Below are 19,932 nucleotides of genomic sequence, written 5' to 3' on the forward strand. Positions count from 1 at the left end.
CGTTTCTCGAATGATCGGGGCCGGCATGAACCGGCCCCGCAACGTCGTGGTCTGTCGGCGCGCGGTCAGTGACCGCTCATCGCCGCTTCGATCTGCTTCTCAACCTTGCTCAGGTTGAAGGAGCCCGGCGTCTGGCTCGGCGGATACTCCACCATGGTCTGCAGGAACTGCGCGGCGAGCACCTGGATCGGCGCCAGCACGAAGACCCGGTCCAGGAACCAGTCGTCGTAGGTATTCGCGTTGTGCTGCGCCTTTTCGAACGGGTCGCGACGCAGGTTGAACAGATACGGTACCCGAACCTCGGTAAAGGGCTCACGCCACACGCCGAAGGCCTCGCCACGGTTCTCGAGGAACACGACCTTCCAGTCGTTGTAGCGGGCTGCGACCACCTGGCCGTCATCGTTGACGTACCAGAATTCGTGGCGCGGATCCTCGCCCTTGCCCTCGAGGTAGTCGAGCTGGTTATAGCCGTCGATGTAGTTCTTGTACGACCTGCCGTTCAGCTCGACGCCATCGCGCAACTGCTGCTTGATCTCGGGGTTGCCCGCGATCGCGGCGAAGGTCGGCAGCCAGTCCTCATGGCTGACGATGCCGTTCAGCGTCTTGCCCGCCGGAAACTTGCCCGGCCAGCGGATGAAGGCGGGGACGCGGTAGGCGCCTTCCCAGTTCGAGTTCTTCTCGCTGCGGAAAGGCGTCGTGCCGGCGTCAGGCCAGGTATTGTAGTGTGGGCCGTTGTCGGTCGAGTACATCACCACAGTGTTGTCGGCGATGCCGAGCTCGTCGAGGAGCGCGAGCAGCTCGCCGACATTCATGTCATGCTCGACCATGCCATCCGAATATTCGTCGCTGTTCGGCCCGGCAATATTCTTGTGCTCTTCCCTCACGTGGGTCCGGAAGTGCATCCGGGTGCCGTTCCACCAGACGAACCACGGAATGCCGGCCTCGGTCTTGTCGGTGATGAACTTCTTGGCGGCGGCGATCGTCTCGTCGTCGATCGTCTCCATCCGCTTCTTGGTCAGCGGACCGGTGTCCTCAATCGTCTGGGTGCCGTCCGGATTGGCATAGGTGTGGAGCACGCCGCGCGGACCGAACTGTTCCTCGAAGGTCTTGCCGTTGGGCAGGACGAGGCCCTTCGGATAGTCGCGGTTCTCGGGCTCTTCCTCGGCATTCAGGTGATAGAGGTTGCCGAGGAACTCGTCGAAGCCGTGGTTGGTCGGCAGATGCTCGTCGCGGTCGCCCTGATGGTTCTTGCCGAACTGGCCGGTGGCATAGCCTTCCGACTTCAGCACGGTCGCCATGGTGACGTCGACCTCCTGCCAGCCTTCGGCGGCGCCGGGCAACCCGACCTTGGTCATGCCGGTGCGGACCGGAACATTGCCGCCGATGAAGGCGGCGCGGCCCGCGGTGCAGCTCTGTTGGGCGTAATAGTCGGTGAAGGACAAGCCCTCGTCGGCGATCCGGTCGATATTGGGCGTCATGTAACCCATCATCCCCCGGCTGTTGTGGCTGATGTTCCAGGTGCCGATGTCGTCACCCCAGATCACCAGGATATTCGGCTTCGATTCGTCCTGGGCATGCGCCCCGGATGCCGCTGCGGCGGAAATCGCTATCGCAGCGAAAAGCGTCGTCGCGAATCTTGACATTCCAACTCCTCCTTCTCGGCGGTTTCTGGCCGGCGCCGAACCTAGTGGCCGCAGAGTCCATCGTCTTGACATTTTGCGCGGCTCTTCTGCCGTGTGGCGGAGCCACCCCGGGGTCGCAATGCGGACCAGCCGGATTGGCCCGGGACCCACGAATTGACTACGATAACCGCTTGCGAAAAATCGCGAATCGCCGGAACGAATCGTGGCTTTTGCGGCCGTGGGACAGGAAGGAAGCAGCTGCGGGGATGCAGGGGCCGTCACAACTCCCTGTTCTGTCGGAAGGACAACCAGGGCGGCATGTCGAACCAAGCCCTCTTCTCCAGGATTTCCGGTTTCGGGCCTATCGTGGCGCTGCTGCGAGAGCGCGAGGGCAATCGCGCCGTCGAAACCCTGCAGTCGCAATTCGGCCTGTCCCTGGAAACGCTGCCGCCGCAGCATCTGGTCTCGTTCAACACGATGGCCGACGCCTTCGAGAGGGCCTCGCGGCTGATCGGCGACCCGCTTTTCGGCTACCACCTCGGGACGAAGATGGACGCTTCGACCTACGGGCCGATGGGCGAATTCGCCCTTGGCGCGGACAAGCTGGTGAATTCGTTCCGCCGGCTGACGTCGACGATGGCGCTCCAGAGCAACAGCGTCAGGTTAATCGTCAATAATGGCGGCACATTCGTCGATGCCATCCTGAGATACGGTTCTCCGATCGACGGCGGCGTCTGGCATCACGCGATGCATGTCGGGATCCCGCTCATAAAACTGATCCAGAGCTATGCCGGCGAGGTCAGTCCGATCGAGATCGGCATTGCCGGGGCGGACGCCTTCGTCCGCCGCAATCTGGAAGACGCGTTCGGCATCCCGGTCGTCCGCGACGCCGAGGCCTTTCGCATCCGGTTCCCGACATCCTGGCTGTTTGCGAGCAAGGACATCGACCGCAACCCGTGGCGGATGATGACCCGCGGCGACGTGGTGAGGCATCTGCACCCGACCCTTCCGCAAACGGTGACCGAGGCAATCGAACAGGTCGTCCGGCTGCGACTGAACGACCAGACTTTCAACCTCGACGATATCGCCCTGGCGCTCGGCGCGTCGCGGCGGACCGTCCAGGAGCGGCTCAATGCAGAAGGATCATCCTTCCGCGACATGCTGCTTCGCTTGCGCATGTCGCGCGCCCAGGAGCTGTTGACGCAAACAGACATGTCCGTCGCCGAAATAGCACAGGTCGTCGGCTACTCCGAGCAGGCGAGCTTCCACCGGGCCTTCGCCAAACATGTCGGCCGGCCGCCCGGCGCCTGGCGCAGCCACGGGCATCGCGAACTGGCGCCTTCCGCCTGAGACGCGAGCTGTTTACCGAGCCGGCGAGTCCATCGCCTTGTCGGGCGCGGCCATCTCGCGCGTCACGCGCTCGGCCCGGGCGGTCCGGCGCATCGTCACGACATATGCGCCGATGAAGATGACCGTCATCAGGAGCACGATGGTCGGCGCGGGTGCGCTGTCGATGAAGAAGCTGAGATAGACGCCGAAGAAGGACGCCAGTAAAGCGACGACGACGGCGATCCGCAGCATGGCGGCGAAGCTCCGTGCCAGGAGGAAGGCGACGGCACCCGGCGCGATCAACAGCGCAATCGCGAGGATGATGCCGACCGCCTTCAGGGCCCCGACGATCGTCAGCGAAAGGACCGCGAGCAGGCCGTAATGCAGGAGCCGGACGGGGAGCCCCATCACCCGTGCCTGCGCCGGATCGAAGGCATGCAGCAACAGGTCGCGCCACTTGAGCACAATGATGCCGGCGACGACCGCCGCGATGACCGCGCTTTCAAGGATGTCGCCCCATCCGACGCCCAGCATGTCGCCGAACAGGATGTGGTCGAGGTGCACCTCCGCCTGGATCTTGGTGTAGAGGACGATGCCGAGCCCGAACATCCCGGAGAAGACCACGCCCATCACCGTGTCCTGCTTGATCCGACTGTTCTCCTTGAGGAATCCGGTGGCCAGCGCACAGGTCATGCCGGCAGCGAAGGCGCCGATGGCGAGGGGGATACCGATAATATATGCGAGGACGACGCCCGGCAGGATCGCGTGGGAGATGGCATCCCCCATCAGCGACCAGCCCTTGAGCACGAGGAAGCAGGAGAGCAGCGCCGCCGGGACGGCGACCAGCACCGAAATGAGCAGCGCCTGCTGCATGAATGGAAACCGGAACGGCAGCCACAGCGTATCGAGGATATCGGTCACCGCCCGGCCTCCAGCGCTTCGGCGGCCCGCCGGCGCGCTGCGAGCATCCCGTGCTTCGGAGCGAGAAAGAAGGCGACCAGGAAGATCAGGGTCTGGAGGACGACGATAATGCCGCCCGTCGCACCATCGAGGTAATAGCTGGCATAGGCGCCGACCAGGCTGGTGAGGGCGCCGACGGCGACGCTGATTGCGATCAGCTTCGGAAAGCGGTCGGTGAGCAGGTAGGCGGTCGCTCCCGGCGTCACCACCATGGCAATCACCAGAAATGCTCCGACGGTCTGGAGCGCGGCGACCGTGCAGGCGCTGAGCAGGGTGAAAAAGACGACGCGCAGCAGCGCCGGATTGAGGCCGACCGAACGCGCGAGATTCTCGTCGAAGAAGGTGACCATGAGATCCTTCCATTTCACCAGCAATATGCCCAGCGAGACGAAGCCGATGATGGCGAGCTGCAATGTGTCGGTCGGCGTGATCGCCAGGATGTTGCCGAGAACGATGGTCTGGATGTTCACCGATGTCGGGGACAGCGAAACCATGAACAGGCCGAGGCCGAAGAAGGATGTGAAGATCAGGCCGATGATCGCGTCCTCCTTGAGGCGGGTGCGCTGGTTGAGGAACAGCATCGCGCCAGCCGCCAGGCCACCGGCGAGGAAGGCGCCGAGCGAGAAGGGCAGGCCGAGCATGTAGGCTCCGGCGACCCCGGGGACGATCGAATGGGACAGGGCGTCGCCGATCAGCGACCACCCCTTCAGCATCAGGTAGGCGGAAAGAAAGGCACAGACCCCGCCGACAAGCGCGCTCACCCACATGGCATTGACCATGTACTGATAGGTGAAGGGCTCGAGCAGGGTGGCGATCATCCCCGGTCCCGCTCCCGCGCCTGGCTTCCGCCGTTGCCGTAGACGACGAACGGCCGCTCGTCGTCGGTGATGACGCCGACGGGGTGCGGCTCGCCAGCCTGGACGCCGCCGAGCGCGAAATGACGGAGCACGCCACCGAAAGTCTTCTCGAGGTTGGCCTGGGTGAAGGTGTCTTCGGTCGTTCCGTAGGCGAGCACGGTGTTCTTGAGCAGGACGGTGCGATCGCAGAATTCGGGAACGCTGCCGAGATTGTGGGTCGAGACCAGCATCACCCTTCCCTCCTCGCGAAGGCCGCGCAGCAGAACGACGATCGCCTCCTCGGTCTTGACGTCGACGCCGGTAAAGGGCTCGTCGAGGAGGATGACACGCCCGTCCTGAGCCAGCGCGCGGGCAAGAAAGACGCGCTTCTTCTGGCCACCGGACAATTCGCCAATCTGGCGCTTGCGGTAATCGGTCATGCCGACCCGGGCAAGCGCCGCGGCGACCGCCTGATGGTCGGTAGCCGCCGGGATGCGCAGCATATTCATGTGGCCGTAGCGGCCCATCATGACGACGTCCTCGACGAGGACCGGGAAGTTCCAGTCGACTTCCTCGGCCTGCGGCACATAGGCAACGAGATTCTTGCGCAATGCCTGGTCGACGCTCTGTCCGAGGATCGAGATCGACCCCTTGGCGGTTCGGACGAAGCCCATGATCGCCTTGAACAGGGTCGACTTGCCGCTGCCGTTAACGCCGACGAGAGCGGTGATGGTCCCGACCGGTGTTTCGAAGGTCGCATCCCGCAGGGCGGTATGGCCATTGCGATAGGTGACGGTCACATCCCTGACCGACAGGCCGGCCCCCGCGTCGTCGGACACGGGGGCGGCATTTGCAAGGACGCGATGTTGCGCGGTGACTGAGTTCATTCGGTCAGGCCTTTGGCGATCGTATCGGAAGTGACCCGCAAGAGATCGATATAGGTCGGGACCGGCCCGTCGGCCTCGCTCAGCGAATCGACGTAGAGCACGCCGCCGTATTTGGCACCCGTCTCGCGAGCGATCTGCTGGGCGGGCTTTGCCGACACCGTGCTTTCGCTGAAGACGACCGGAATGCCGTGCTCGCGCACCGCGTCGATGACCTTGCGGACCTGCTGGGGCGTGCCCTGCTGGTCGGCGTTGATCGGCCAGATGAAGACCTCCTTCAGTCCGAAATCGCGGGCCAGGTAGCTGAAGGCACCCTCGCTGGTCACGAGCCATTTGCGGTCCTCGGGGATCGCCTCCAGCTCTTCGCGGATCGGTCCGACGGCGGCGACGAGCTCGGCCTTGTAGGCTTCGGCGTTGGCGCGGTAGGTCTCGGCGTTGTCCGGGTCATATTCGACGAAGGCGTCGCGGATGTTGTCGACATAGATCAGGGCATTGTCGAGCGACATCCAGGCATGCGGGTTCGGCTTGCCCGTATAGGGCCCCTCGCCGATGCTCATCGGCTCGACCCCGTCGGAGACAACGACGCCCGGAACATCGCTGAGGTTCCGGAAGAACTTCTCGAACCAGCGCTCGAGATTCAGTCCATTCCAGAGGACCAGTTGCGCGTCCTGCGCTTTCAGGATGTCGCCCGGAGTCGGCTGGTAGTTGTGGATTTCGGCACCGGGCTTGGTGATCGATTCAACGACAGCCGCGTCACCGGCAACGTTCTGCGCCATGTCGGCGATGACCGTGAAGGTCGTGACCGCCTTGAACTTGTCGGCCGCATGGGACGGCAGGCCGGCCAGGCAGACGACGCCGGCTGCGATGACGGCAAGGACGGGGCGGCGAAGCCTGGCAAACATCTGCTCTTTCCAATTGCGAACCAGTCGCAATCTGACACAGATAGTCTGCAACTGCAAATCATTCTCATTTTGCCCTGGCAGAATGGGCGAAGCAGCATGTCCTCAATGACACCCGCCCTCGGACCCACCGGTAGCGGGGCGCACAAGGGGCACCACGGCGGTGGCCGCTACGGCTCCTGCGCCCAGTAATCGATGACGAGAGCGTTGCCAATCCATTCGGATGCGAAGGCGACGAACGCCTCGTGCGCCGGATGCGGCAGATAGGCGTCGCGCGCCGCCTCCGACGCGAAGGTCAGAATGAAGCAGTGGCTATGACCCCGGTCGATGCCCTCAGGACTGTTGTTGACCCCGCATTCAAAGGCCTCGATTCCCGGAATCTCCTCCGGCAGAGCGGCAAATCGCCGAACGATCTCATCGATCTCTTCGTCCGACGTCGCGTCCTTGAATCCGAACAGCACCACATGCCGCAATCTTGTCTTCTGCATAGTGCCTCCCCACTCAGGAAAATCGTTTGTGAACCCGGCGGCGGACAGCCAGGCTATTCATTCCCCGGCATCCGGCGCGGTCGGTTCGTCCGGTCCGGAGCGGGCACGCAAGCCCTCGATTGCCGACATGCGTTGACGGCTCTCCCCCCACCGCCGTGTCATCACATCCGCGATGAGCGCCTCGATGACCCCAAGCAGAGCCGCATTGGAGTCCCACGCCGACGGCACCGAAACGCGCGCGGGCAAGACATGGCGCGCAAAACGCGCCGCCGGCGAAAGCCACTGGTCGGTCAGCACGACGGTGGTCACGCGCCGCTTTACCGCGGCCTCGGCAAGTCCGCAGAGATCATTCTGGTAGCGTCGGATATCGATCAGGAACAGGACATCCCGGCCGTTCATGTCAATCAGCTGGTCGCGCCAGTTGTCAGGCTGTCCCTCGAGGTGGCTGACATTGGGCCTGATGATACGGAGGTGCGCGGTCATGTAACGGGCCAGCGGATCGGTGAAGCGGCCGCCGAGACAATGGAGGGGCCGCCGCGGATCGGCGAGCAGCGACGCGACCGCACCGAGTTCGTCGGCCGGCAGATAGCGGAAGGTCGCGAGCACATTTTCCGCGATCGCCTCGGCAAAGGCCCGATGGGGCTCCGCCTGCCGGTCGCGGACTGTGTGTTCGACCTCCGACTTGGCCAGAGGCGAACGAAGCTGAGCCTCGACCTCCTCCTTCAATCGGCGCTGGAAATCCGGATAGGACGCGAAGCCTATGCGCGACACGAAGCGCAAGACAGAAGGCGTGCTGACCCCTGCCTTCTCCGCGAACTGGGCGGCGGTTTCGAGACCCTGCAGGGGATAATGCGCCAGCAGCGTCTGCGCGGCGCGACGCTCCGAGCGGGTCATCTCCGACAAGCTGTTGCGGATCAGTTCAGCGAGGGAAATCTCGATGGCTGTCATTCTTTCCCCATCTCGACCGCGTCCGGAAGCGGGGCGATTGACAATCCGCCGGACACCGTATGAGATGTTACAGAAGTGGCCGCGAAAAGCCACTTTGTAACGATCCTTTCACGCAGGCGGCGTCGACTGGATTTTGGGGGCGATGGCATGGCCGAAAGGGACACCGGTCCCGTGGTTGTGGAGAATGCCGACGGCGGAGGCGCCTTCGTGGTCCTGTGCGACCACGCATCGAACACGGTGCCGAGAGACTACGGCTCGCTGGGGCTCCCCCCGGATGCACTGGAAACACATATCGCCTGGGATCCGGGGGCCCTCGGCGTCGCTCGACGGATGTCGGCCGATCTCGACGCGCCTCTCATCTGGCCGAAGGTCTCGCGGCTGGTTGTCGACTGCAACCGTGATCCTTCCGCTCCCGACCTGATCGTTCAGGAAGGTGACGGACGTCCGGTTCCGGGGAACCTCAATCTCACCGAGGCCGGCCGCGCCCGTCGGATACAAACGGTCCACGCGCCGTATCACGCGGCGATCGAAGCGGTGATCGATCGGCGCCTCGCTGCGGGGACGGCAACCGCGCTCATCGCCATCCATTCCTTCACCCCGATATTTTACGGCGAGCAGCGCCCCTGGCAGATTGGGGTCGTGTTCGACGAGGACCTACGTTTGTCGTCGCCGCTGATCGGCAGACTGACCGCCGATGCCGCGCTCACGGTCGGAATCAACAAGCCATATTCGCCGGCCGACCGCGTCTACTACACAATGGAACGCCACAGTGGCGGCGGCCGACTGCCAGCCGTGATGATCGAGATCCGGAACGACGAGGTCGCCACCCCGGCGGCGCAACGCGGATGGGGCGATCGACTGTCGAAGATATTCGAGGCGATCGCGCCGGAGGTGCGGGAATCGGGGAATGCAGCGGCGTGAACGATTCTTGCCAGGAGACGAACGGAAGGCCGGCACAGCGAAACGGGGGCGCCTCAGGCGCGCGCAGGACATGACCTTCGAGACGAGACCAGCGATCCGAAACGGGCCGGAGGCGGAACAATGCCTCGACCGATAAGGGCCTATGTTCGCTTTGTCGAGGCGGTGAACTACCGCGTCGGCCGGATCACCATGTATCTCCTCTACGTGATGATGGCGGTCCTGATCTGGTCAACCGTCTCGAAGATCACCCCGTGGCCATCGATCTGGACGCTGGAGACGGCCCAGTTCGTCATGGTCGCCTACTACATGCTCGGCGGCCCCTATTCGCTGCAGCTCGATTCGAACGTACGGATGGATCTCCTCTACCATCGCTGGTCGCCTCAAACCCGCGCCTGGGTCGACGCCTTCTCGGTCTTCGCTCTCCTCTTCTATCTCTGTGTCCTTCTCTACGGCGCGGTCGAGTCGACCATGTATTCGCTCGAATATGGCGAACGCAGCGCCACTGCCTGGCGGCCCTACCTGTGGCCAATCAAGATCGTGATGTGTGTAGCCGTGTTCCTGATGCTGCTGCAGGCCATCGCCTTCTTCTTCCGCGACGTGGCGAAGATCCGCGGGGAGGAGATCTGAATGTCCTACGACATGATCGCCATCCTCATGTTCACCACGATGATGGTGATGATGGCGACCGGACAGCGCGTCTTCGGCGCCATCGGCTTCGTCGCCGTGGCGGCCTCGGTGCTGCTCTGGGGCGTGGGTGGATCCGATCTCGGCTTCGCGGCGGCCATGAAGCTGATGAAATGGTATCCGCTGCTGACGCTGCCGATGTTCATCTTCATGGGCTACGTGCTCAGCGAAAGCCGGCTCGCCGACGACCTCTACCGGATGTTCCACGTCTGGTTCGGGCCGGTACCCGGTGGCCTCGCCATTGGCACCATCTTCCTGATGGTCGTCATTTCGGCGATGAACGGGCTTTCGGTGGCGGGCATGGCGATCGGCGCCACCATCGCGCTCCCCGAACTCCTCAAGCGCCGCTACGACAAGCGTATGGTGACGGGCGTGATCCAGGCGGGATCGTCGCTTGGCATTCTGATCCCGCCATCCGTCGTCCTCGTTCTTTACGCGATGATCGCACGCCAGCCGGTGAGCCTGCTCTGGCTGGCCGGTGTGGTCCCCGGGCTGATGATGGCGGGGATGTTCATCGTGTATATCTGGATCCGCTGCAAGCTGAATCCCGAGCTCGGTCCGCCGCTGGACCCGCGGGACCGGGCGCAGATTTCGCGCGCCGAGAAGATCAGGCTGCTCTCGGCGGGCATTCTCCCGCTGGTGATCTTCCTGGTCATGATGGTGCCGTTCGTGACCGGCTACACATCGCTGGTCGAAGCGTCGGTGGTCGGGGCGCTCGCGTCGGTCGCCGCGGCGCTGATCAAGAGGCGGTTTACCCGACAGGTGTTCGAGACATGCACCCGAGAGACTCTCGCCGTCTCCTGCATGTTCATGTGGATCATCCTGGCGGCGCTCGCCTTCGGCTCGGTCTTTGACGGGCTGGGCGCCGTGAAGGCGATCGAGGGCTTCTTCATCGACAAGCTCGGACTCAGCCCATGGATGATCCTGATCCTGATGCAGCTCAGCTACCTGATCATGGGCACGTTCCTCGACGACACCGCAATGCTGGTCATCGTGGCGCCGCTCTACGTGCCCCTGGTCGCCACGCTCGATCTCGGGATCGACCGACAATACGTCCTGATCTGGTACGGCGTCCTCTACACGATCACCTGCCAGGTCGCCTACATGACCCCTCCCTTCGGCTACAACCTCTTCCTGATGCGGGCCATGGCACCGCCGGAGATCAATATCATCGATATTTACCGGTCCATCGTGCCCTTCGTCGGCGTGATGATCCTGGCGTTGATCCTGGTGCTTGCCTTTCCCGAGCTTGCGCTGTGGCTGCCGCAGCACATCAACGCAAGATGAGTAGAACCGCGGCTAACGGGCCGCCCAACCAGCAAGGAGAGACGTGATGACGACAAGACGCAAGTTCCTCGCCACCGGCGCGGCCGCGATTCCGGCCACGCTCGCTGCTCCCGCCGTCCTGGCGCAGGCGCCGATCAAATGGCGCATGCAGACCTATGCCGGCCCGGCACTGGCGGTTGAGGTCGTCGACACCTGCGTGAAGCAGTTCAACGAGATTGCGCAGGGCCAGATGGAGATCGAGCTTTTCTACGCCGATCAGCTCGTTCCCACCGGCGAATTGTTCCGGGCCATGCAGAAGGGCACGATCGACGCAGTCCAGTCGGACGACGACTCAATGGCCTCGCCGACCGAGGTGACGGTGTTCGGCGGCTACTTCCCGCTGGCGCTGCGCTACTCCCTCGATGTACCGGCCCTGTTCAACAACTGGGGCCTCGACGAGATCTGGAAGGAGGAATATGCCAAGGTCGGCGTCAAGCATATCTCCGCGGGATCGTGGGACCCGTGCAACTTCGCCACCCACAAGCCGATCAAGTCGCTGAAGGACCTCGAGGGCCTGCGCATCTTCACCTTCCCGACCGCCGGGCGCTTCCTGTCGCGCTTCGGCGTCGTGCCGGTGACCCTGCCCTGGGAGGATGCGGAAGTGGCGCTGCAGACCGGCGAGCTCGACGGCATTGCCTGGTCGGGCATCACCGAGGACTACACCTCGGGCTGGGCGAACGTGACCGAGTACTTCCTGACCAACAATATCTCGGGCGCCTGGATCGGTCACTTCTTCGCCAACATGGATCGCTGGAACGAGGTTCCGGACCACCTGAAGACGCTGATGGAGGTCTGCTTCAACTCGTCCCACTACCATCGCCAGCACTGGTACTGGAACGGCGAGGCATATCTCCGCGTCAACGAGAACAAGCTCAAGACGACGACGATCCCCGAGGAGGAGTGGGCGACCGTCGAGGACGAAGCCCACAAGTTCTGGGACGAGATCGCGGCCGAGAGCGAGCTTAAGGCGAAGGTCGTCAAGATCTTCCGCGACTACAACGAGACGATGGTCAAGGCCGGCAAGCCCTATCGCTACGGCTAATCGCCTCGACACGATAAGGAAAGGCTCGGGGGGGCCTCGGCTCCCCCGGCACCGATCGACCAGGTGACATGGACGCCCCCGACCCGATGGCTGATACCCTGACACTCGCCGAACTCAAGAAGTCAGTCGCTGCCGGAGAGATCGACACGGTCCTCGCCTGCATGGTCGACATGCAGGGGCGGCTGATCGGCAAGCGCTTCCAGGCAAGCTATTTCGTCAACGAAGCCCATGCCGAAACCCACGGCTGCGACTATCTCCTCGCCGACGACATCGACATGGAGCCGGTGCCCGGCTACGCGGCGGCGAGCTGGGAGAAGGGCTACGGCGATTTCGTTCTGAGGCCGGATCTCGCAACTCTGCGCCGGGTACCGTGGCTCGAGGGAACGGCGTTGCTCCTCTGCGACGTCCTCGACCATCACCATCACGAGGACCTCGCCCACAGCCCGCGCGCGATCCTCAAGAAACAGATCGCCCGGCTCGCCGACCGCAACATGTCGGCCTTCGTCGCCACCGAGCTCGAATTCTATCTCTTCGACGAGGACTACGAGACGATCCGCAGGAAGCGCTACGCCGATCTCGTCACCTCCGGCAACTACATCCAGGATTATCACATCCTCCAGACCACCAAGGAGGAGGATGTCATGCGGGCGGTCCGCCTCGGGCTGGAGGGCGCCGGCATTCCGGTCGAAAGCTCGAAGGGCGAGTGGGGTCCGGGCCAGGAAGAGATCAACATCCGCTATGCGGATGCGCTGGCCATGGCCGACCGCCATGCCATCCTCAAGAACGGCATCAAGGAGATCGCCTCCGGCAAGGGCAAGGCGGTCACCTTCATGGCCAAATGGGATTATGCGCTGGCCGGCTCGTCCAGCCACATCCACGCCTCGCTCTGGGACAAGGCGGGCAAGAAGCCGCTCTTCCCGGATGCCGGCGCCGAATTCGGCATGTCGGCGCTGATGCGCCATTTCATGGCCGGCCATCTGAAATATGCCCGCGAGATCACCTGGTTCCTCGCGCCTTACGTCAACTCCTACAAGCGCTTCCAGGCGGGGACTTTCGCGCCGACCAAGGCGATCTGGAGCCGCGACAACCGCACCGCCGGCTTCCGTCTGGTCGGCGAGAATTCAAAATCGATCCGCACCGAATGCCGGATCGGCGGCGCCGACCTGAATCCCTACCTCGCCATCGCCGCTTTGATCGCGGCCGGGCTCGCCGGCATCGACGAGAGCCTTGAGCTGGAGGCGCCCTTCGCTGGCGACGCCTATCGGGGCAAGCGGCTCCGCGAGGTGCCCAAGACATTGCGGGAAGCGACCGTGCTGATGGCGAAGTCGAAGATGCTGCGCGCGGCGCTGGGCGACGAGGTTATCGACCATTATGTCCATACCGCCGAATGGGAGCAGTTCGAATACGACCGCCGCGTCACCGACTGGGAACTGAAGCGCGGCTTCGAGCAGTATTGAGGTCAACGACGGCAGTGATCAGATGACCGAGACCCTGAAGATCATCTCCCCGATCGACGGCTCGCTCTATGCCGAGCGGCCGCTCGCCGACGACACCACGATCCAGGCGACGCTCGAGAACGCGCGCGCCGTCCAGGCGGAATGGCGAAGCGTGCCGATCACCGAGCGCTGCCGGATCGCCTCCGCCTTTACCGATGCGATGGTTGCCGACAAGGACCGTGTGGCGGAGCTGCTCGCCTGGCAAATGGGCCGTCCGATCCGCTACGGAGCGGGCGAAGTTGCCGGTTTCGAGGAACGCGCCCGTTACATGACCGAGATCGCGCCCGAGACGCTGGCCGACATCGACGTGGGCCCCAAGGAGGGCTTTGCTCGCTACATTCACCGCGAGCCGCTCGGGGTCATCCTCAATCTGCCGGCCTGGAACTTTCCCTATATGACCGCACTCAATGCGGTGCTGCCGGCGATCATCGCCGGCAATACGGTGGTGATGAAGCATTCCAGCCAGACGGCGCTGACCGCGGAGCACTTCGCCGACTGTTTCGCCAGGGCCGGCCTGCCCGATGGCGTCTTCCAGTACCTCCACATGACCCACGCCGCGACGGCCAGGGCCATCGCCTCCGGCCTGGTCGACCAGGTCGGATTCACTGGTTCGGTCGCCGGCGGCCGTGCGGTCATGGCGGCGGTTGCAGCGGCACCGAACTTTCCGGCCACCTGCCTGGAACTCGGTGGCAAGGACCCGGCCTATATCCGGCCCGACGTCAATCTGCCCTTCGCCATCGAGAACGTCGTCGACGCCGGATTCTTCAATTCCGGCCAATCCTGCTGTGCCCTGGAACGCATCTATGTGCACGAGGCGGTCTATGACGATTTTGTCGAAGGGGTGAAGGCAACCGTCGAGGCATACAAGCTGGGGCCTTCGAATGACCGCGATACGACACTCGGCCCGGTGGTGCGGACGGCGGCAGCGGATTTCGTCCGCGATCAGGTGGCCGAAGCGATCCGCGCCGGTGCCAAGCCACTGGTCGACCCTGCCGGTTTCGCCGCGGCGGCACCCGGCACCCCCTATGTGGCGCCGCAGGTGCTGCTCGATGTCGACCATTCGATGCGGATCATGACCGAGGAGACATTCGGGCCGGCGCACGGCATCATGAAGGTGAGATCGGACGAGGAAGCGATCACCCTGATGAACGATTCCCCCTTCGGCCTCACCGCGGCGATCTGGACCGAGGATGTCGAGGCGGCCGAACGCATCGGCGACAAGATTCAGACCGGCACGATCTTCATGAACCGCGCCGACTATCTCGATCCGGCGCTTGCCTGGGTCGGCGTCAAGCAGACCGGTCGTGGCGTCACCCTGTCGAAGGTTGGATACGAACACCTGACCCGGCCGAAGAGCTTCCATCTCAGAACCGGTACCGGCTGACCCACGTCGATCAGAATAACCCAACATGAATCAGCCCCGAAGGAGTCGGCATGGGCGACCCGCGTCCTGACCTTGTTGCCAACTGGAGCTACCCGACCGCGATCCGATTCGGACCGGGACGCATCGCCGAATTGCCGGCCGCCTGCGCCGCCGCCGGGATCACGAAGCCGCTGCTGGTCACCGACGCCGGCCTCGCCACGCTCGACATCACGAAAAAGACGCTGGCGATCCTGGAAGATGCCGGCCTGTCGCCCGGCCTCTATGCCGATGTCCAGCCCAATCCCGTCGAGCAGAATGTCATCGACGGCGTCGCGGCGTTGCGCGCCGGCGGGTATGACGGCGTGGTCGCCTTTGGCGGTGGTTCCGGGCTCGATACCGGCAAATTGATTGCCTTCATGGCCGGGCAGAGGCGGCCGATCTGGGACTTCGAGGATATCGGTGACTGGTGGACACGCGCCGACCCGGCCGGCATCCTGCCGGTGGTTGCCGTACCGACCACCGCCGGCACCGGCTCGGAAGTCGGCCGCGCCGGCGTGACCACCGACGTGGCGACCCATACCAAGAAGGTCATCTTTCATCCCGGCATGATGCCGAAGGTCGTCATTTGCGACCCGGAGCTCACCATCGGCATGCCGCCGGCAATCACCGCCGGCACCGGAATGGATGCCCTTGCCCATTGCCTCGAGGCCTATTGCTCTCCGGGCTATCACCCGATGGCCGACGGCATCGCGGTGGAGGGCATGCGGCTGGTTTTCGAGAACCTGCCCAAGGCCTATGCCGACGGCGGTGATATCGAGGCACGCGCCCATATGATGAGCGCTGCGGCAATGGGCGCCGCAGCCTTCCAGAAGGGGCTCGGCGCCATCCACTCGCTCTCGCATCCGGTCGGCGCCCTCTACAACACCCATCATGGCATGACCAACGCGGTCTTCATGCCTTATGTGCTCGCTTTCAACCGGCCGGCGATCGAAGCCCGCATCGACCGGCTCGCCGCCTATCTCGGCATTGCCGGTGGCTTCGATGGCTTCCTAACGGCCATTGTCGAGCTCCGAACGCGGATCGGTGTGCCGGCGACGCTGGCCGCCTTCGGCATCGACGGATCGCAGGCCGCGACCATCGCGGAGATGGCGATTGTCGACCCGACCGCCGGCGGTAACCCCGTGCCGCTCACCAGGGAAGCGGCGGAACACATCTTCCGGACCGCCCTCGAAGGGAAGTTGGGCGACTCCGGCTAGGTGGATGGGGCAGCGGGCGTTTCGCGCGCCGGTATTCGGGGCCAGCCGCGAAACGGCCGCGACCACGCGTGGTTTCCCTGGCCGAGGCGGCACGAGCGGGCATGTCGAAAGGATGTCCGGCGGAAAATCTTTGCGCTGGAAAGCCCGGTTCCTATAGTTTGAAGGCTCGCCGTCACGGAAGCTTCACATATGCCCGAGATCGAGCTGAAATTCCTGATCAGCAAGGACGACGCGCGAAGGCTGAAAGCCCGCGTGAAATCCTCGGGTCTGGCTCGAGGCCGGTCAACGACGAGGACAATCAGGAGCACATATTTCGACACGCCGGAGCAGCAGCTCCAGGAGGCTGGCCTTTCGCTGAGGGTCCGGCGAGAAGGGCGCCGATGGCTTCAGGCGGTCAAGAGCGGCCGGAGCAATGGCGCCGGCCTGACGACCGTTGACGAGATCGAGGTCCCGGTACCGGGCGACCGACCGCATGTAGACGCCATCCCCGAGCCGAAGATCCGCTCGATCGTCGAACAGCAGGTGAACGGCTCGCCACTGGAACCGTATTGCGAATCCCTGATCCGGCGCACGACGACGGATGTCGAACTCGCCGACGGCACCCGCGCGGAGATCGCCATTGACGCCGGCGACATCAGGGTCGGCGACCAATCGGCGGAGATCGGAGAAGCGGAAATCGAGCTGAAAGCCGGCAGCACCAAGGGGCTTTTCGACATCGCCCACATCCTCTTTCCGGAAGGCGGGATCCGGTTTTCGGGGATGTCCAAGCTTGCTCGCGCCCAGCTGTTGGCCGAACAGGGCCGGGTCACCCCGCCGCTGGTGCCGCGGCCCGCAAAACCGGTACCCATCGACGCGACCATGACCGTCGAACGCGCCGCCCGCGACATCTTTCGCGAATGCTTCGACCAGATCGCCACGAACATGAACGTGATCGCCGCGTCGGACGATCCGGAGGGCCCCCACCAGCTGCGCATCGGCCTTCGGCGGCTGCGAAGCGCCTTCAACATGTTCGGACAGGTCATGCAAAGTCCGGAGATGGAACGCCTCGGGAGGGAGGCGCGCTGGATTGGGGGAGAGGTCGGGTTTCTCCGGGATCTGGACGTCCTGGTCCACGACATCGTGCTGCGCGAGGCTGACGCGCATCCCGAAGAACCAAGCCTCCCGTTACTCAAGACGGCCCTTGCGCGGCACTCGGAGGAGACACGCTCCGGCTTGCGGGCGTGCCTCGTCGGGCGGCCGGCGCAGACCTTCGTCATCGATCTCGCCGCCTTCGTCGAGACACGGGGCTGGCTCGTGCCGGAGGACTTCGGCCAGAGCGAACGCCTCGCGGCGCCGATCACATCGGTTGCGGCCGATATCCTCTCGCACAGATGGGCGAAGCTGAAGAGGCATGCCCGCGGCATCGATGGTCTGGATCTCGCCAGGCGGCACGAATTCCGTAAGGAAGTGAAAAAGCTCCGCTACGCCGTCGAGTTCCTGGCGCCACTTTTCGATGCGCGCCGTATCGATCCATTCCGCAAGCGGTCGCGCAAGCTCCAGAATGCCCTCGGTTCGCTGAACGACGTAGCCATGACCAGGGAGATCCTCGGAGGCGGCGGGCTTCTCGGAGGCGACGAAGCAGCTTTGGCTCGGGCCATCGGCTGGGTAATGGGCGCCAACCAGGCACGGGCGGATCTTGGCTGGGGCCAGGCCAAGACCGATTGGCGGCGCTTCCGTAGAGCCGGTCCTTTCTGGACACGAGCGGCCAGGTAGGCCACGCGCCGGGCCTATCCCGCTGCCAGCGGGATTCCATTCTTCCGATCTCGGTAACCGCCGAAGTAAACGACCCGCCGCGACGCGGTTGGGCGATCAGACCGTTGACGTGGTGATCGGCGCGGCGCAGCTCCCGTGCCGTTTGCCGGGCGACGTCAGATCACCATCCGAAGCGGGTTTTCGACCAGCGTCGACGAAGGCAACGCCGCCTTCCGGCGTCTCGACCGCATCACGGTGCAAGCCGCCGACTTCACGCTGTTTCGCTGCGCACCGGTTACCAAGTTACCGACACGTACTGGGTTTCCAGGAACTCCATGATTCCTTCATGCGCGCCTTCGCGGCCGATGCCGCTCTGCTTCATGCCGCCGAACGGCGCCGCGGGATCCGAAACCAGGCCGCGGTTGAGGCCGACCATGCCGAAGTCGAGCTTCTCCGAGACGCGCATGCCGCGTGAGAGGTCGCCGGTATAGACGTAGGCGACGAGCCCGTATTCCGTCGCATTGGCACGGGCAATGATCTCCGCCTCGTCGCGGAATGTCTGGATCGCGGCGACCGGCCCGAAGATTTCATCCCTGAGAAGCTGGGCGTCGTCGGTGACACCGGTAAGCACGGTCGCGGGGTAGAAGAAGCCCTTGCCGTCGACGGCGGCCCCGCCGGTAAGGACCCTGGCTCCCTTGCCGACTGCGTCGGACACCAGCGAGACGACCTTGTCGCGGGTCTCGGCATTGACCAGCGGCCCGACGGCGACGCCATCGTCGAGACCATGGCCGAGCGCCAGGCCCTTCATCCTCTCCGCGAACTTCGTGGCAAAGGCCTCGTGCACCGATTCATGCACATAGAAGCGGTTCGCCGCGGTGCAGGCCTCGCCCATGTTGCGCATCTTGGCAACCATCGCGCCTTCGACCGCGGCGTCGACATCGGCGTCCTCGAAGACAATGAAGGGCGCATTCCCGCCAAGCTCCATCACCGGCCGGACGATGTTGTCGGCGGCGGCGTGGAGCAGCTTCCGTCCCACCTCGGTGGAACCGGTGAAGGAGATGACCCGGACGCGGAGATCGGAGAGCATGGACCCGACCACCGCTCCCGAGCGCCGCGAGGGCAGGATGTTGACGATACCGGGCGGCACTCCGGCCTCTTCGAAAATCGGTGCCAGTGCGAGGGCAGTGAGCGGCGTCTCGGAGGCCGGCTTCAGGACGACGGGACAGCCGGCGGCAAGCGCCGGGCCGATCTTGCGGGTCGCCATGGCGGCGGGAAAGTTCCATGGCGTCACAAGGACGCCGATGCCGGCCGGCTTGTGCTGGACAACGATACGGGCGCCGGAGGACGGCGCCATCGATATCTCGCCGATGCCACGCACCGCCTCCTCCGCATACCAGCGAAAGAATTCAGCCGCATAAGCCACCTCGCCGCGGGAATCCGGCAACGCCTTGCCGTTCTCGACCGTGATCAACCGGGCAAAACGCTCGCTCTCGGCCATGATCAGCTCAAACGCCTTGCGCAGGATTTCGCCCCGCTCGCGCGGCTTGCGGGCTCCCCACTCCACCGCCGCGCCTTCTGCGGCATCGAGCGCGGCCATGGCATCGTCGACGGATGCGCTGGCGACCGACGCTATCGTCTCTTCGGTCGCAGGATCGATCACGTCCATGCGCGCGCCGTCCGAGGCGGGACGCCAGCTGCCGCCGATATAGAGGTCGGTCGGAACGTCGGCGAGCAGGTTGTCGTAGTTCGAAACAGTCATGGCGATCTCATCTTTCCAACGATTCACGAATGCGATCGGCTATGCGGTCGACGTTCGGCATGACCATGTCCTCGAGAACGTCCGCCGCCGGCCATACCGGACATCCGGCGCCGCGCGTGCAGCAGCATTTTCCTGTACCGAGTCCGCGGGACACGTCAACTGTCCCCGTTTTCGGGCTGGCGTCTCCACCGGGGACGCACGCGGGCCGATGCGTCGGACCACGTGTCAGGCTGTCGGTTGTCCCGTCGCCAGTATCTGCTGGCGATGCGCCTCGCCGCTCCACGAGTACTCCATGCGGCAAGCGATCGAAGAGGCTTCATCAAGGACATGCTCCAGAACGACACGACATACGAGTGCTTCGTCCCGCTCCGGCTCCTATGGACCGAGC

At 64.2% G+C, this 19,932-nt stretch carries 17 protein-coding genes; 9 read left to right on the forward strand and 8 right to left on the reverse strand.

Features of this window, described 5'->3' with window-relative positions; all coding sequences use genetic code 11:
- Positions 1–65 precede the first annotated feature (65 nt).
- Positions 66–1,643 carry an arylsulfatase gene (locus KDJ86_RS14270; protein ID WP_291747080.1) on the reverse strand — a complete coding sequence of 526 codons (1,578 nt, stop codon included), beginning with the start codon at positions 1,641–1,643 and terminating at the stop codon, positions 66–68.
- A 297-nt stretch (positions 1,644–1,940) separates the two neighbouring features.
- On the opposite strand from KDJ86_RS14270, the gene KDJ86_RS14275 reads away from it, so the two are divergent.
- Positions 1,941–2,972: a helix-turn-helix domain-containing protein gene (locus KDJ86_RS14275; protein WP_291747082.1), complete on the forward strand. Its 1,032-nt coding sequence runs from the start codon at positions 1,941–1,943 to the stop codon at positions 2,970–2,972.
- A 12-nt stretch (positions 2,973–2,984) separates the two neighbouring features.
- On the opposite strand, the gene KDJ86_RS14280 is transcribed toward KDJ86_RS14275, so the two are convergent.
- The 6 genes from KDJ86_RS14280 to KDJ86_RS14305 all read right to left on the reverse strand — a co-directional run bounded on the left by KDJ86_RS14280 (position 2,985) and on the right by KDJ86_RS14305 (position 8,059).
- Positions 2,985–3,872, reverse strand: a complete 888-nt coding sequence (locus tag KDJ86_RS14280; RefSeq protein ID WP_521085295.1) for a metal ABC transporter permease — start codon at positions 3,870–3,872, stop codon at positions 2,985–2,987.
- Positions 3,869–4,729: a metal ABC transporter permease gene (locus KDJ86_RS14285; RefSeq protein WP_291747085.1), complete on the reverse strand. Its 861-nt coding sequence runs from the start codon at positions 4,727–4,729 to the stop codon at positions 3,869–3,871. Before KDJ86_RS14285 ends, KDJ86_RS14280 begins: the two co-directional genes overlap by 4 nt.
- Positions 4,726–5,634, reverse strand: a complete 909-nt coding sequence (locus tag KDJ86_RS14290) for a manganese/iron ABC transporter ATP-binding protein (RefSeq protein ID WP_291747088.1) — start codon at positions 5,632–5,634, stop codon at positions 4,726–4,728. The genes KDJ86_RS14285 and KDJ86_RS14290 overlap by 4 nt, the downstream gene beginning before the upstream one ends.
- Positions 5,631–6,533, reverse strand: coding sequence for a metal ABC transporter substrate-binding protein (locus KDJ86_RS14295; protein WP_291747091.1), 903 nt, complete (start codon positions 6,531–6,533; stop codon positions 5,631–5,633). Before KDJ86_RS14295 ends, KDJ86_RS14290 begins: the two co-directional genes overlap by 4 nt.
- A 167-nt stretch (positions 6,534–6,700) precedes the next feature.
- On the reverse strand, positions 6,701–7,018 hold the full coding sequence (locus KDJ86_RS14300; protein WP_291747093.1) for a Dabb family protein: 318 nt from the start codon (positions 7,016–7,018) through the stop codon (positions 6,701–6,703).
- 57 nt (positions 7,019–7,075) lie between these two features.
- Positions 7,076–8,059 (reverse strand): MurR/RpiR family transcriptional regulator, encoded by a 984-nt coding sequence (locus KDJ86_RS14305; protein WP_291747095.1) that lies wholly within the window; start codon positions 8,057–8,059, stop codon positions 7,076–7,078.
- Between the two features lie 54 nt (positions 8,060–8,113).
- On the opposite strand from KDJ86_RS14305, the gene KDJ86_RS14310 reads away from it, so the two are divergent.
- The 8 genes from KDJ86_RS14310 to KDJ86_RS14345 all read left to right on the forward strand — a co-directional run bounded on the left by KDJ86_RS14310 (position 8,114) and on the right by KDJ86_RS14345 (position 17,806).
- Positions 8,114–8,887, forward strand: coding sequence for an N-formylglutamate amidohydrolase (locus KDJ86_RS14310; RefSeq protein ID WP_291747097.1), 774 nt, complete (start codon positions 8,114–8,116; stop codon positions 8,885–8,887).
- 120 nt (positions 8,888–9,007) lie between these two features.
- Positions 9,008–9,514: a TRAP transporter small permease subunit gene (locus KDJ86_RS14315; protein ID WP_291747101.1), complete on the forward strand. Its 507-nt coding sequence runs from the start codon at positions 9,008–9,010 to the stop codon at positions 9,512–9,514.
- Positions 9,515–10,858 carry a TRAP transporter large permease gene (locus KDJ86_RS14320; protein WP_291747104.1) on the forward strand — a complete coding sequence of 448 codons (1,344 nt, stop codon included), beginning with the start codon at positions 9,515–9,517 and terminating at the stop codon, positions 10,856–10,858.
- A 46-nt stretch (positions 10,859–10,904) separates the two neighbouring features.
- Positions 10,905–11,939 carry a TRAP transporter substrate-binding protein gene (locus KDJ86_RS14325; RefSeq protein ID WP_291747107.1) on the forward strand — a complete coding sequence of 345 codons (1,035 nt, stop codon included), beginning with the start codon at positions 10,905–10,907 and terminating at the stop codon, positions 11,937–11,939.
- 86 nt (positions 11,940–12,025) lie between these two features.
- Positions 12,026–13,396 (forward strand): glutamine synthetase family protein, encoded by a 1,371-nt coding sequence (locus tag KDJ86_RS14330; RefSeq protein WP_291747109.1) that lies wholly within the window; start codon positions 12,026–12,028, stop codon positions 13,394–13,396.
- Positions 13,397–13,418: 22 nt separating this feature from the next.
- Positions 13,419–14,819 (forward strand): aldehyde dehydrogenase family protein, encoded by a 1,401-nt coding sequence (locus KDJ86_RS14335; RefSeq protein ID WP_291747111.1) that lies wholly within the window; start codon positions 13,419–13,421, stop codon positions 14,817–14,819.
- Between the two features lie 50 nt (positions 14,820–14,869).
- Complete coding sequence (locus tag KDJ86_RS14340; protein WP_291747113.1) at positions 14,870–16,054, forward strand: iron-containing alcohol dehydrogenase; 1,185 nt, start codon at positions 14,870–14,872, stop codon at positions 16,052–16,054.
- A 189-nt stretch (positions 16,055–16,243) separates the two neighbouring features.
- The gene (locus tag KDJ86_RS14345; RefSeq protein WP_291747115.1) at positions 16,244–17,806 is read left to right on the forward strand and encodes a CYTH and CHAD domain-containing protein; all 1,563 of its coding nucleotides are present in this window, start codon (positions 16,244–16,246) and stop codon (positions 17,804–17,806) included.
- 274 nt (positions 17,807–18,080) lie between these two features.
- On the opposite strand, the gene KDJ86_RS14350 is transcribed toward KDJ86_RS14345, so the two are convergent.
- A complete protein-coding gene (locus KDJ86_RS14350; RefSeq protein ID WP_291747119.1) occupies positions 18,081–19,544 on the reverse strand; it encodes an NAD-dependent succinate-semialdehyde dehydrogenase in 1,464 nt (487 codons plus the stop codon).
- Between the last annotated feature and the right edge of the window lie 388 nt (positions 19,545–19,932).

The sequence above is a fragment of the Bauldia sp. genome (genome assembly GCF_020442045.1).
Classification (GTDB): domain Bacteria; phylum Pseudomonadota; class Alphaproteobacteria; order Rhizobiales; family Kaistiaceae; genus Bauldia.